This window comes from gamma proteobacterium symbiont of Axiagastus rosmarus (assembly GCF_059730925.1).
The window spans coordinates 2,141,747-2,154,620 of record NZ_AP035925.1 but is presented as its reverse complement, the minus strand read 5'-3'; the positions used below and the strand labels follow the sequence as shown (position 1 = coordinate 2,154,620).

Genomic DNA, 12,874 nt, shown 5'->3' with positions numbered 1-12,874 from the left:
CGATTCATGCAAACAATTCTCTCCGCGTGGTTTGTGCGCGACATGGTTAAAGCCACCAGTGACATGTGGCTGAAAGGCTGGGATGAACGTAACGGCGGCAACGTCAGTCTGCGTCTGTTGCCGGAAGAGGTCAGCGCGTATGCCAGCGATTTTTATCCGGCACCGCGCTGTATTGAACTGAGCAAGCCGGCGCCCGCGCTGGCCAACGACTGGTTCCTGGTGACCGGCTCCGGTAAGTTCTTTCGCAACGTGCAGCTCGATCCGTCAGACAGTCTGGTGCTGCTGCAGGTGGATGACAAAGGGCTGTCGTACAAAATTCACTGGGGGCTCAGCAACGGAGGGCTGCCAACGTCCGAGCTGGCGGCGCACTTTCAGTCACACAGCGTACGCAAGGCACTGAGCCACGGCGCGGACCGGGTGATTATGCACTGTCACGCCACCCACTTCATGGCGCTCAGCTATGTGGTGGATCTGGATGCGGCGCGCTTTACCCGCCTGCTGTGGGAGGGCAGCACCGAGTGCCTGGTGGTGTTCCCCGATGGCGTCGGCATTTTGCCCTGGATGGTACCGGGTACCGATGGCATTGGTCAGGCGACGGCAGAAGCGATGGCCAGCCATAGCCTGGTGATGTGGCCTTTCCACGGAATCTTTGGCGCCGGACCGACGCTCGACGAAACCTTTGGTCTGATTGATACCGCTGAGAAGTCATCGCAGGTGGTGGTTATGGCGCTGTCGATGGGCGGCATTCGTCAGAGCATCACCACCGAACAGCTGATCGCGCTGGGCGAACGCTTTAACGTGAAGCCGTGGCCGGCGGCGCTGCAGGCGGAGCGCAGTGATGTTGCGTAAAGCGTTCGTCATGCAGGTCTATGCGCACTGCCATGCGGAGTATCAGCGCCGTCACACGCCGATCTGGCCGGAGCTGGAACGGACGCTGAAAGCGCATGGCGCGCACAACTACGCGATCTGGCTGGATGCTGAACGCAACCTGCTGTTTGCCAGCGTCGAAATTGAATCCGAAGCGCGCTGGCAGGCTGTAGCGCAAACTGAGGTGTGTCAGCGCTGGTGGGCGTCAATGCGTGACCTGATGCCATCAAATCCCGACAACAGCCCGGTGAGCAAAGCACTACAGCCGATGTTTTTCCTGCCTTAGCCGGCCATGTCAGCAGCGGTGCCGCCAGGGGCGCCGCTGCCTGTGAAACGCACTAGCCGTTGGAGCGCAGCTGCGGATAACGGCGGAAAATAGCGATGCACCAGAACAGTCCCGCCAGGCCAATGATTGCGCCCACGTTGCCCACGTCTGCCATCTGCAGATGCAGACTGACCTGGTTACCGAGTAGCGCGCCTGCGCCAATACCGATGTTATAAATACCGGAAAACAGCGACATGGCGACGTCGGTGGCGTCCGGTGCCAGCGATAGCACGCGCACCTGCATCGCCAGGCCGATCATCATCATTGCCATTCCCCAGATAATACACAGCACGGTAATCGCTGCCGGGCGTACCGCAGCAAACACCAGCAGACCCATACACAAGGTAATCAGCGCAATGGCGGCGATCAGCAGCGCGGACGGGAATTTATTGCCCAGCGTGCTGAACAGAATGCTGCCCAGAATGCCGGCTGAGCCGAACAGCAGCAGTAACAGGGTGGTGAAGTTCTCATCGGCACTGGCCACTACCTGCATAAACGGCTCGATATAGCTGTAAGCGGTGTAGTGCGCGGTCACCACGACGGTGACCAGAATGTACATCGCCACCAGCGCCGGGCGGCGAAACAGCATCGGCACGCTGCTGAGTGAACCGGTGTGCTCACTCGGCAGGCGCGGCAGTATCCGCACCAGCATAATCAGCAGTACCAGTGCTGACAGGCCGATCATACCAAAGGTGGTACGCCAGCCCAGATACTGACCCACAATACGACCAATCGGCACGCCCAGCACCATCGCCAGCGCCGTGCCCGTGGCCAGCATACTCAACGCCTGGGTTTTCTTGCCGGCTGGCGCAACGCGAATCGCCAGCGAGGCGGTGATCGACCAGAACACCGCGTGCGCCAGCGCAATGCCAATGCGCGACAGCACCAGCGACGTGAAATCCCACGCCACGGCCGATAACAGGTGGCTGGCAACAAACAGAATAAACAGGATGGCCAGCAGCAGGCGGCGCTCGACGTTGCGCGTCAGCAGCATTAACGGCAGCGATAACAGCGCCACGACCCAGGCATAGATGGTGAGCATGATACCGACATCAGCGGTTTTCATTGCAAAGCTGCTGGCGATGTCCGACAGCAGGCCAACCGGCACAAATTCGGTGGTATTGAAGACAAAAGCAGCGATAGCCAGCAGCACCACGCGCAGCCAGGCTGTTTTACGGGAAACGGTTGTTGATTGCATTGAATTCAAATCGGCTAAACGACGAGTGAGGGGGCAGGAACGCACCCGGTAAAGTGACCTCGATCACAAATTTCCACTATTGTGGAGCATTAGTCAGCCGATGAAAACCGTTAACCCGGGTTTTATCACTGAATATTTCTTATCGCGCTGAGCGTGGTAAATAGCCTGCGGTTATGGGGAGCTGCTGCGCCAGCGTGCTGCCGGCCCGCGAGTCTGCCGTACCAGCACAGGCTAAGTCAGGTGTTTCTGTAATAGAAAAATCGCTTAGCCGTGCTGAGGGCGGGTACCGTGCGGGCGGGTGCGGTTCAGACCAGGATTATCAGAGTCACGCCATATGCTTTAGTGCCACGCTAAAGTTGTGGGTCGGATTTTTTTTTACGCCCACCGGGCAGCAGTGTTCGCAGCCCAACGCAGTGGCGTAAAATTTAAGCGCCTGCTGGATTGCGGCCCCGGGCGTGTAAAAAGTCCCCAGAAAACGACGACCGCCGTCGGATGGCAGGAACGGACAGCCCTTCGCATGCACCACATGATTGTCGTTATAACCGGCATGCTTATCGACATAATAGTAAAGCTCCATCTGACTACCTCATTGCTGTGTAAAAAATAAGTCTATGTATTATTGGAATAGAACGAATTATAGCGATGAATTGCTATTTTGTTTTAAGTGGTACGGCGCGAATGCCTGATAATTCGAATCCAGCGGAGCAGGCGGGACGCTGAGGTCCCGCGCTAACGATGAAGGGTATTACAGTTTGCGGCCCTGTAAACGCAGGCCAACCAGCAGTGCCAGCACCAGCAGGGCGCTGATAAACAGGGTCACGCCCGGCCAGCCGTAGCGGTGCCAGAATACGCCGCCGAGGGTGCCGGCCACGCTGGAGCCCACATAGTAGCTGAACAGATAAAGTGATGATGCCTGGCCTTTCGCCCTGCGCGCGCGCGGTCCAATCCAGCCGCTGGCCACCGAATGGGCGGCAAAGAAGCCGGCAGTGAACAGCATCATGCCCGGCAGAATCAGCCACAGCGAACTATAGGCGGTCAGCAGCAGACCGGCCAGCATGATCGCCGTGGCGCCCGTCATCACCGGACCGCGACCAAAGCGGCTGGTCATCGCGCCAGCTTTCGGCGAACTCCACGAACCGGTGAGATACACCACAGACAGCAGCCCGACCACCGCCTGGCTCAGTGACCAAGGCGCGCTCAGTAAACGGTAGCCGATGTAGTTAAACAGCGTGACAAACGCGCCCATCAGCAGAAAGCCTTCGGCAAACAGCAGCGGCAATCCTTTGTCGCGCCAGTGCAGGCGGAAGTTGATCAGCAGACTGCGTGGCCGCAGCGAGGCAGGGCGAAAATGGCGCGACGCGGGCAGAATTTTCCAGAACATCAGCGCGCCAGCCAGCGCGCAGCAGCCAATGACGCCAATGGCAATACGCCACGAGAAAAAGTCGGTCAGCACACCGGAGAGTAAACGACCGCTCATGCCGCCAATCGAGTTACCGCTGATGTACAGCCCCATGGAGAAGGCGATGACCCGCGGATGCATCTCTTCGCTCAGGTAAGTCATGCCCACCGCCGCGACGCCACTGAGCGACAGACCGGTCAGCGCGCGCATCAGCAGAATCCCCTGCCAGCTGCTCATGGTGGCGGAGATCAGCGTACAAATCGCCGCCAGCATCAGCGCGGTCACCATCACCGATTTACGCCCAATCGCATCTGACAGCGGGCCGGTGAACAGCAGGCCCAGCGCCATCAGCCCGGTGGAGAGCGACAGCGAAATACTGCTTTCGGCAGGCGTCACGCCAAACTGCTGTGACAGCACCGGCAGAATCGGTTGTACGCAATAGAGCAGGGCGAAAGTGGCAAGACCGGCAGAGAACAGCGCCAGCGTCACGCGCATAAACTGCGGCGATCCACGTTCAATCCATTCAGTAGCGGTATCGGCGGTAACAGGCTTCGTGGACAAGCTGTCCTCATCAAGCGTCACAGCCTGGGAAGAGCGACTCACAGTACATCCTCAATTCAGCAAATGTCTGAATACTGTAGGAAAGGCTAAATAGGTTGTACAATATATTAATAATCTCAAATGAGACGTTTAAGATATGATGATTGAGCTGCGCCATCTGCGCTACTTTATTGCCGTTGCGGAAGAGCTGCACTTTGGCCGCGCCGCACAGCGGCTGCACATTTCTCAGCCGCCGCTCAGTCAGCAGATTCTGCAGCTGGAACAGGCGCTGGACGCGCAGCTGTTCACCCGCACTAATCGCAGCGTACAGCTCACGCCGGCCGGCCAGTCGTTTTTACAGGATGCGCGCGCGATTTTATTGCAGGTGGAACAGGCGGCCGGGCGCGCGGCGCGCATTCATCACGGTCAGCAGGGAGAGCTGCGCATCGGCTTTACCTCCTCGGCGCCGTTTACCGGACTGGTGTCGGATGCGCTGTATCACTATCGGCAGCGCTGGCCGGAGGTGCATATTCAGATGCAGGAGTACAACACGCGGCAGCAGCTGGCGCCGCTGCACGAGGGACGACTCGATCTGGGCGTCATGCGCAATACGCCGCTGCCGGAGGATCTTCAGCACCGCCTGTTGCTGCGTGAACCGCTGTGCGCGGTGGTGCACCACGCGCATCCGCTGGCACAGGCCACGTCAATTAGCATCCGGGCGTTAGCCAGCGAACCTTTTGTTTTCTTTGATGCGCAGGGCGGCACGGCCCTGTACGGTGAAATTCTGGCGCTGCTGCATCGCTACCAAATCAAACCTTACATTACCCAGGAAGTGGGTGAAGCCATGACGATACTCGGCCTGGTGGCAACCGGCCTTGGCGTGTCGATTTTACCCGCCTCGTTTGCCCGCGCGCGACTGGCGGAAGTCGCCTGGATTCCGCTACAGGAAAGCGATGCCATTTCTGAGGTGTGGCTGGTGTGGTCAGCGCTGCGCCAGCCGAGTGCGCAGATGAGCAATATGATGGCGCTGCTGCTGCACCATGCCGAGGATTGAACCCACGGGTACAGAAAACCGCGTTCTTTGTGTGCGATAAATCACATTTCTAATCAAATATTTGACGCTGCGCGCCAATCTGCATCACCATAGCTGCTGTTTATTTAGAAGCGCGAAAATATCCGGGAGCAGGGCGTGAATCTGGACAGTCAGCCTGGCCATATTGACCAAATAAAACAGACCAATGCCGGTGCAGTGTATCGTCTGATTGACCATTACGGTCCGATTTCGCGGATTGAGCTGTCGAAACGTGCCCAGCTGGCCCCGGCCAGCATCACCAAAATTGTGCGCGAAATGCTGGATGCGCATCTGGTGCAGGAGACCGAGTTTCAGGAGCCGGGCAGTCGCGGACGGCCGGCGATAGGGCTGATCCTCGATACCCTGGCCTGGCACTATCTGGCTGTTCGCCTCCAGCCGGGGTTCATCACCCTGACGCTGCGCGATCTCAGCAGCCGCGCGCTACAGGAAGATCGCCTGCCGCTGCCTGCCAGCGCCGACACGCCGCTACTGCAGACGCTGCAGGAGCTGGTCAACGCCTTTTTCATTCGCCATCAGCAAAAACTTGAGCGTCTCACCGCTATCGCCATTACCCTGCCGGGACTGATAAACGCCGCCTCCGGCGTGGTGCATCGTATGCCGGGCTATGACGTACAGGATATGCCGCTGGGCGAAACCCTGGCGCAGCGCACCGGGCTGCCGGTATTCGTCCAGCACGATATCTCCGCATGGACGCTGGCAGAGGCGCTGTTTGGTGCTTCACGGGGTGCGCAGGACGTGATTCAGATTGTTATTGACGAAACGGTGGGCGCCGGGGTGATTAGCGGTGGCCAGCTGCTGCACAAAAGCGGACGCGCGCTGGTGGAGATTGGTCATACGCAGATCGATCCTTACGGCCAGCAGTGTTACTGCGGCAACCATGGCTGTCTGGAAACGGTGGCCAGCACCGGCAGCCTGCTGCAGCTGGCGGCACAGCGTTTATCATCGCAGCCGGACAGCCAGCTGCACCAGCAGCCGCTGACGCTGGCCTCGCTGTGTGCTGCTGCGCAGCAGGGCGACCGGCTGGCACGGGACGTCATTGCCGGCGTCGGTCATCATATCGGGCGCATGCTGGCGATGATGGTCAACATCTTTAATCCTCAACAAATTCTTATCGGTTCACCGCTTAACCAGGCGGCGGACGTGCTGTTCCCGGCAGTCAGCAGCACCATTCGCCAGCAGGCGCTGCCGGCGTATAGTCACGCTATCCAGCTAACCCCTGCAGCCTTTAACGATCCCGGCACGCTGGGCGGCGCGGCGCTGATCAAAGACGCGCTCTATAGCGGCCATTTACTGATAAAACTGTTGCAGGGCTAACGCCAGCCCGCCTTAAGTTTGCGCTAACGCAAGCTCTCGCCTGGGACAAATCCTTAAACTGCCTCCTTTGCAGGTTACACATCGCTTTAATGAAGGAGGAGAAAGGTGAAAACGATTTTTGTCACCGGTACCGACACCGCGGTGGGTAAGACCGTGGTTTCCCGCGCACTGTTACAGTGCTTTGCCAAAGCGAATCTGTGTGCCGCTGGCTACAAGCCGGTTGCCAAAAGCGCGCAGCACACGCCGGAAGGGCTCCGTAATAAAGATGCCGTACTGCTGCAGCAGGCATCAGGCCTCACGCTGAACTACAGCGACGTCAATCCCGTGACGCTGGAAGAGGATGAAATCAGCACCAGCCCGGCGCAGCGCATCGATTATCCATTACTCAATCGCGGGCTGGCTGGCTTACAGGATCGCGCTGCACGCGTGGTGGTGGAAGGCACGGGCGGCTGGCGCAGCCTGATGAACGACTTACGGCCGCTGTCGCAGTGGGTGCAGCAGGCGCAACTGCCGGTGGTGCTGGTGGTGGGCATTAAAGAGGGTTGCATTAGCCACGCTTTACTGACCGCCGAAGCGATTGCCGCCGATGGCCTGACGCTGGCGGGCTGGGTCGCCAATCGTATCAATCCAGGTCTGGCGCACTATGCTGAAATCATTGATGTTCTGCGCGATAAGCTGAACGCGCCGCTGTTGGGTGAACTGCCTTATCTGCCGCGCGCCGAACAGCGTGATTTGAGTGGTTATCTGGATATTACGTTACTCGGGGGGGATGCGCTGCACAGCGAGAGTGCAAAGCCCGCCGCCTGATGAAACAAAATGCGGCATATCGCACGCAGCTGAATCCGAAGTTTCAGGAGCGGCTGCTTTTTTTTATGCCTTAAACCTGTTTATATTCAATCATCTGTCCTGAATTCTTCCTGCCCGCTGTCGCCCTGGCGCGTTTCATGCATCAGGCAAACTGATAAATCGTTTGCCGGAGCCCTGCTATGTCGCACCCAGAAGAAGAGAAAGGTTTGTTGTACGGGCTGGATGCCCGCATCGGTCCTGCACCGGCGTTCTTTGCCGCCCTGCAGCACGTGCTGGCCAGCGTGGTCGGTATCATCACGCCGCCGCTGATTATCGGTTCCGTGCTGGGGTTACAGGCCTGGATTCCGTATCTCATTAGCATGTCGCTGCTGGTTTCCGGACTCGGTACCTTTCTGCAGGCGCGCCGTTTCTGCGGCATTGGCGCAGGCATGATCTGTCTGCAGGGCACCAGCTTCGCCTTTCTCGGCGTCATTCTCTCTGCGGGGATGACGGTGAAAGCGCAGGGCGGTTCACCGCAGGCGATCCTCGCCATGATCTTTGGCTGCAACCTGGTGGCGGCGCTGATCCCGATGCTGATTAGCCGCTGCATCACACCGCTGCGAAAAGTGCTGACCCCGGTGGTAACCGGTACGGTGATCACCCTGATTGGTATCAGCCTGATAAAAGTCAGTATTACCGACTGGGCGGGCGGGCATAACGCCCGCGATTTTGGTGCGCCGGGTAATCTGGCGCTGGGGGCGCTGACCCTGCTGGTGATTATCGTGCTTAACCGTTCCCACTCGCGCTGGGCGCGACTGGTGGCGGTGGTCGCCGGCATTGGTGCGGGCTGCATCGCGGCGGCGCTGAGCGGTCATCTGCCGCTGAAGCCGATGGCGGAGACGCACTGGCTGGTGCTGCCTTCGCTACTGCATTTTGGCTTTGATTTTAGCTGGACGCTGTTTGTGCCGATTGCGCTGGTCTCGGTGATCTGCGTGATTGAGGCGGTGGGCGATCTGACCGCCAACTGTCTGATTTCACGCCAGCCGCTGGAAGGCGACGGGTTTCAGCGCCGGCTGCAGGGCGGGATTCTGGCCGATGGCCTCAGCTGTCTGCTGGCGGCACTGTTCTCGGCGTTTCCCAATACCACCTTTGCGCAGAACAACGGGGTGATTCAGATGACCGGTGTCGCCAGTCGCTACGTGGGGATGGTGATTGGCCTGATGCTGGTGCTGCTGGGCATCTTCCCGCTGGTCGGCAACCTGCTACAGCAGATTCCGCCGCCGGTGCTGGGCGGGGCAACGCTGGTGATGTTTGGCAGCGTGGTCGCCGCCGGTATTCGCGTGATGACCCAGGCACCGCTGGGGCGGCGTGAGATGCTGATTGTGGCGGTGTCGTTTGGCATTGGCCTCGGGGTGGAAGCGGTTCCGGACGTGCTGAAACAGTTTCCGCCGCTGGTCAGCAACCTGTTTGGTCACGCAGTCACCACCGGCGGGATTCTCGCCATGCTGCTGAACGTGGTGCTGCCGAATGAAGCTAAAACGGTTGCGGCGGTCGGCGCGGTCGAAGAGAGCCACTGACGCACAATTTACCTGGAGAATCGCGCCCTCCGTGGCGCGGTTCGGTCGGGGTTACGGGTTGAGACGACGGCGCGTGCGGCCGGAGCTGAGGTAATCCGCGATGTAATCCTGCGAAATTTCGCCGCTGTAGCGACCTTCCTCATCGACAATCGGCATCCATACCGTGTTGTGTTCATACAACTTCGACAGCACCACGCGCAGGTTCTCCTCCGCTTTGCCGGTGACCTTAAAGGTGTGCAGCATCTCCTCGCAGCGGCCGGTGGCGCCGCGCGCTTCACGACGTTTGACAAAGCCCAGCGGTTTGCCATCTTCGTCGACCACCGTGACCGAACGCATGTCGTTGTCGTCCATGGTCGCGAACGCCTCCTGCAGCGGGGTACTGCGCTGCACGGTGATGGTCGGCTGCTGATCGGTGACGTCGCCCGCCTGCACCAGTAGCAGACGCTTCAGCGTACGGTCCTGACCGACGAACGAGCCGACAAATTCGTTGGCCGGCTGCGCCAGCAGTTCGTCCGGGCTGGCACACTGTACGATTTTGCCCTGGCCAAACACCGCGATGCGGTCACCGAGTTTCAGCGCCTCATCAATATCGTGGCTCACCAGCATCACGGTTTTCTTCAGCTGGCGCTGCATATCGAGGAACTCGTTCTGAATCACCTCGCGGTTGATCGGATCGACGGCACCGAACGGTTCATCCATCAGCAGTACCGGTGGATCCGCCGCCAGCGCGCGGATCACGCCGATGCGCTGCTGCTGGCCGCCCGACATCTCACGCGGGTAGCGATGCAGAAACTTCGTCGGGTCAAGCGCCACCATGCTCATCAGCTCCGTCGCCCGTTCCCGACAGCGTTTTTTGTCCCAGCCCAGCATGCGCGGCACCACGGTAATGTTCTCTTCAATGGTCATGTTCGGGAACAGACCAATCTGCTGAATCACATAGCCGATGTTGCGGCGCAGCGTGACAGTATCCTGGCCACTGGTGTCTTCGCCATTAATTAAAATCCGTCCGCTGCTGGCGGGGATCAGACGGTTAATCATCTTCAGCGTGGTGGTTTTGCCGCAGCCGGATGGGCCCAGCAGCACACACATCTCCCCGGCAGGCACTTCCAGGCTGACGTTGTCAACGGCATTGAACGTGGTGCCGTTTTTTTGCGTAAAGGTTTTCGTCAGGTTTTCCAGTTTTATCATTATCGAATCCCCTTAGGAGTCAGCGCCGACTGCAGACGATGCAGCAGCCAGTCAAGAATAATCGCCAGTAAACAGATCATCAGTGCGCCGGCTATCAGCATACGCACATCGCTGCCGCTGATGCCGTCCAGCAGTTGCAGGCCCAGGCCGCCGGCACCGATCACCGCCGCAATCGCCATCACGCCGACGTTCATCACCACGGCGGTACGGATACCGCCAAAAATCACCGGCAGCGCCATCGGAATTTCCACCCAGCGCAGGCGCTGCCAGAAGGTCATGCCGATACCGCGACCGGCTTCGCGCAGCCCGGGCGGCAGATTTTCCAGCGCGGTATGGGTATTACGCACAATCGGCAGCAGTGAATAGAGAAACACCGCGGTAATCGCCGGCAGGGCGCCAATCCCCTGACCGATCAGTGAAAACAGCGGAATCATCAGACCAAACAGCGCAATGGTCGGGATGGTCAGCACGATGGTGGCGATGCCCAGCACCGGTGTTGCCAGCCATTTGAAGCGAACAATCAGAATGCCCAGCGGCACGCCGACGAGGATGGCAAAACCTACCGCCACCAGCACCAGCCAGGTGTGCTGCCAGGTCAGCGCCAGCAGCGTGTTCCAGTTATCCATGATGTAATGCAGGGTGTCCATTGCGCCTCCTTACAGCATGTTTTTGGATTTGAGGAAATCATGCGCCACCTGCTGCGGCGACTGGTGATCGATATCGACGCGCTTGTTCATCTCGGTGATGGCTTCATCGGTGATCAGCGGCGACAGCGCATTCAGCGCGGCCTCGAGGCCGGGGTGGCTTTCCAGCACATCCTGACGCACTACTGGCGTGACGTTGTAACTTGGGAAGAAGTGCTTATCATCCTCCAGTACTTTCAAATCAAAGCCTTTTACCCGGCCATCGGTGGTGTAGATCAGTCCGGCGTCGACAAAGCCGTCGCGCACCGCGTTATACACCAGGCCGGGGTCCATCTGACGTATCTGCGGGCGATCCAGTGGCATGTTGTAGGCTTTCTGCAGCGGTTTCAGACCATCCGAGCGGCCGGCAAACTCCAGATCGAGACCGAGTTTCCAGTTGTGATCCGGATCGGTGTTGCGTACCTGTTCCAGCTTCGCCACCAGCTGCGACATGGTGCTGATGCCTTCGGCGTCAGCGCGCTGGCGCTGCATGGCAAACGCGTAGGTGTTGTTCATCGGGGCAGGATCGAGCCACACCAGTCCCAGCTTCGCGTCCAGCTGTTTAACGGTTTTGTACGCCTCTTCAGACGACATCGGCTTGTTGATATGGTTAAAAATAATCAGCGAGGTGCCGGTATATTCCCACGTCATATCAATCTGCTTGTTGATCATCGCGTTGCGCCCGATGGTGGTGGCGATATTGGTTTTCGGGATGACCTGAAAACCTTTCTTTTGCAGCCACATCACCGTCATCGCAGACAAAATATGCTGCTCGGTAAAGCTTTTGGTCGCCATCACGATGGGCGCGGCGGCGAGCGCGCCGTGACTGAGAGTTAAGGTGGCGGTCAGGGCCAGCGCGGTGCGTTTGACCCAGCGCGCCAGCAGATTAGCAGTGGCCATGATTATATGCTCCGGGTTAAGCCGCAGAGTGCGGGCTGAGGACGCGTCCCAATGCTGCCAGCAGCATGTCGAGGATCAGGGCAAACAGGGCGGTGGCCACTGCGCCGAGGATCAGCGTCGGGAAGTCGTTGAGATAAATACCGGGGAAAATCAGCTCACCGTAGCTGCTGGCACCAATTAAAAAGGCCAGCGGCGCGGTGCCGACGTTAATCGCAGTCGCGATGCGCACCCCGGCGAGGATCACCGGCAGCGCATTCGGCAGTTCAACCCGGCGCAGCCGCTGCAGTTTGGTCATGCCGATACCGTTGGCGGCTTCAATCAGCGACGGCGGCACCGCGCTCAGACCGGCATAGGTGTTACGCACAATCGGCAGCAGCGAGGCAAGGAACAAGGCGATCAGCGCCGGGCGATCGCCAATGCCGACAATCACCATCGCCAGCGCCAGCACGGCCAGCGGCGGCAGCGTGTTACCGACGTTGAAGATTTGCATCACATATTCAGCCCAGCGACGGGCGAAGGGACGGCTGAGCAAAATCCCGCTCGGGATGCCAACCAGTAAAGCGCATAACATCGACCAGAACACTAAGTACAGGTGTTGCTGCCCAAGGTAAAGTAAATCCACCTTGCGGTCGCGCAGCGTATCCAGCCCTAATCCCCACACCAGCAGGGCTATCACCACCACGATGGCGAGCAGTGCCAGCCCGGCACGTCGGGCGAGCGATGCATTGTGCATAGCGTGCGTCTCCCTGATTGAAAAAATCGATTGATTTTATGACGTTATTTTCAGCGTGCCGGCGTTATGCGGTGCAATACACAGACGAAAATCCAGCACGCTGTCAAATTGCAGTTAAAATGACTGTTTCCCGGCTTTTTCACAGTGAAAAACCAGAAACTGCCTTTAGAGCTATAGCAACGCTTGATGATCATTGCCAGTTTTCACGGCAAAATCAGGTAGATACAAAAGCGGTAAAACTAAGCGAAACCCGCATGAAATAAGGTGTCGC

General features: G+C 58.8%; 14 protein-coding genes. 7 read left to right on the top strand and 7 right to left on the bottom strand.

Going from position 1 to position 12,874, the window contains the following annotated elements; all coding sequences use genetic code 11:
* Positions 1-6: 6 nt before the first annotated feature.
* Together rhaD and rhaM are read left to right on the top strand one after the other, a co-directional pair.
* Complete coding sequence (rhaD, locus tag AC6I8F_RS10025) at positions 7-849, top strand: rhamnulose-1-phosphate aldolase (RefSeq protein ID WP_104092925.1); 843 nt, start codon at positions 7-9, stop codon at positions 847-849.
* Positions 839-1,153, top strand: a complete 315-nt coding sequence (gene rhaM / locus AC6I8F_RS10020) for an L-rhamnose mutarotase (RefSeq protein WP_150361035.1) — start codon at positions 839-841, stop codon at positions 1,151-1,153. The genes rhaD and rhaM overlap by 11 nt, the downstream gene beginning before the upstream one ends.
* 52 nt (positions 1,154-1,205) lie before the next feature.
* Here rhaM and AC6I8F_RS10015 read toward each other — a convergent pair whose 3' ends face one another.
* From AC6I8F_RS10015 to ynfM, 3 genes are all read right to left on the bottom strand, one after another.
* Entirely contained in the window at positions 1,206-2,390 is a 1,185-nt protein-coding gene (locus AC6I8F_RS10015; protein ID WP_031279126.1) for a sugar transporter, read from the bottom strand.
* Between the two features lie 325 nt (positions 2,391-2,715).
* Positions 2,716-2,967 (bottom strand): hypothetical protein, encoded by a 252-nt coding sequence (locus AC6I8F_RS10010; protein ID WP_498027982.1) that lies wholly within the window; start codon positions 2,965-2,967, stop codon positions 2,716-2,718.
* A 168-nt stretch (positions 2,968-3,135) separates the two neighbouring features.
* Entirely contained in the window at positions 3,136-4,392 is a 1,257-nt protein-coding gene (gene ynfM, locus AC6I8F_RS10005; protein ID WP_498027981.1) for a multidrug efflux MFS transporter YnfM/SxtP(Kp), read from the bottom strand.
* 94 nt (positions 4,393-4,486) lie between these two features.
* Here ynfM and AC6I8F_RS10000 point away from each other — a divergent pair, with 94 nt between their 5' ends.
* The 4 genes from AC6I8F_RS10000 to AC6I8F_RS09985 all read left to right on the top strand — a co-directional run bounded on the left by AC6I8F_RS10000 (position 4,487) and on the right by AC6I8F_RS09985 (position 9,099).
* Positions 4,487-5,383: a LysR family transcriptional regulator gene (locus AC6I8F_RS10000; protein ID WP_498027980.1), complete on the top strand. Its 897-nt coding sequence runs from the start codon at positions 4,487-4,489 to the stop codon at positions 5,381-5,383.
* A 135-nt stretch (positions 5,384-5,518) separates the two neighbouring features.
* On the top strand, positions 5,519-6,736 hold the full coding sequence (gene mlc, locus AC6I8F_RS09995) for a sugar metabolism global transcriptional regulator Mlc (protein WP_021506077.1): 1,218 nt from the start codon (positions 5,519-5,521) through the stop codon (positions 6,734-6,736).
* A gap of 105 nt (positions 6,737-6,841) precedes the next feature.
* The gene (gene bioD / locus AC6I8F_RS09990) at positions 6,842-7,543 is read left to right on the top strand and encodes a dethiobiotin synthase (RefSeq protein WP_021506076.1); all 702 of its coding nucleotides are present in this window, start codon (positions 6,842-6,844) and stop codon (positions 7,541-7,543) included.
* Between the two features lie 179 nt (positions 7,544-7,722).
* Positions 7,723-9,099: a nucleobase:cation symporter-2 family protein gene (locus tag AC6I8F_RS09985; RefSeq protein ID WP_264239726.1), complete on the top strand. Its 1,377-nt coding sequence runs from the start codon at positions 7,723-7,725 to the stop codon at positions 9,097-9,099.
* A 51-nt stretch (positions 9,100-9,150) separates the two neighbouring features.
* On the opposite strand, the gene osmV is transcribed toward AC6I8F_RS09985, so the two are convergent.
* Genes osmV through AC6I8F_RS09965 form a run of 4 tightly spaced genes read right to left on the bottom strand, consistent with a single transcriptional unit; the run spans position 9,151 to position 12,603 of the window.
* Positions 9,151-10,287, bottom strand: a complete 1,137-nt coding sequence (gene osmV, locus AC6I8F_RS09980) for an osmoprotectant ABC transporter ATP-binding protein OsmV (RefSeq protein ID WP_021506074.1) — start codon at positions 10,285-10,287, stop codon at positions 9,151-9,153.
* Positions 10,287-10,934, bottom strand: coding sequence for an osmoprotectant ABC transporter permease OsmW (gene osmW / locus AC6I8F_RS09975; protein ID WP_021506073.1), 648 nt, complete (start codon positions 10,932-10,934; stop codon positions 10,287-10,289). Before osmW ends, osmV begins: the two co-directional genes overlap by 1 nt.
* Before the next feature lie 9 nt (positions 10,935-10,943).
* A complete protein-coding gene (locus tag AC6I8F_RS09970) occupies positions 10,944-11,870 on the bottom strand; it encodes a glycine betaine ABC transporter substrate-binding protein (RefSeq protein WP_498027979.1) in 927 nt (308 codons plus the stop codon).
* 16 nt (positions 11,871-11,886) lie between these two features.
* Positions 11,887-12,603, bottom strand: coding sequence for an ABC transporter permease (locus tag AC6I8F_RS09965; RefSeq protein WP_021506071.1), 717 nt, complete (start codon positions 12,601-12,603; stop codon positions 11,887-11,889).
* Positions 12,604-12,620: 17 nt separating this feature from the next.
* On the opposite strand from AC6I8F_RS09965, the gene AC6I8F_RS09960 reads away from it, so the two are divergent.
* Complete coding sequence (locus tag AC6I8F_RS09960; protein ID WP_222950950.1) at positions 12,621-12,866, top strand: hypothetical protein; 246 nt, start codon at positions 12,621-12,623, stop codon at positions 12,864-12,866.
* Positions 12,867-12,874: the final 8 nt, after the last annotated feature.

Bases quoted from the DNA above. Each gene is read 5' to 3' on its own strand.
- AC6I8F_RS09970 (WP_498027979.1), bottom strand. From the start codon at position 11,870: ATGGCCACTGCTAATCTGCTGGCGCGCTGGGTCAAACGCACCGCGCTG.
- osmW (WP_021506073.1), bottom strand. From the start codon at position 10,934: ATGGACACCCTGCATTACATCATGGATAACTGGAACACGCTGCTGGCG.
- AC6I8F_RS10015 (WP_031279126.1), bottom strand. From the start codon at position 2,390: ATGCAATCAACAACCGTTTCCCGTAAAACAGCCTGGCTGCGCGTGGTG.
- osmV (WP_021506074.1), bottom strand. From the start codon at position 10,287: ATGATAAAACTGGAAAACCTGACGAAAACCTTTACGCAAAAAAACGGC.
- rhaD (WP_104092925.1), top strand. From the start codon at position 7: ATGCAAACAATTCTCTCCGCGTGGTTTGTGCGCGACATGGTTAAAGCC.
- AC6I8F_RS09985 (WP_264239726.1), top strand. From the start codon at position 7,723: ATGTCGCACCCAGAAGAAGAGAAAGGTTTGTTGTACGGGCTGGATGCC.
- AC6I8F_RS09965 (WP_021506071.1), bottom strand. From the start codon at position 12,603: ATGCACAATGCATCGCTCGCCCGACGTGCCGGGCTGGCACTGCTCGCC.
- AC6I8F_RS10010 (WP_498027982.1), bottom strand. From the start codon at position 2,967: ATGGAGCTTTACTATTATGTCGATAAGCATGCCGGTTATAACGACAAT.
- rhaM (WP_150361035.1), top strand. From the start codon at position 839: ATGTTGCGTAAAGCGTTCGTCATGCAGGTCTATGCGCACTGCCATGCG.
- AC6I8F_RS10000 (WP_498027980.1), top strand. From the start codon at position 4,487: ATGATGATTGAGCTGCGCCATCTGCGCTACTTTATTGCCGTTGCGGAA.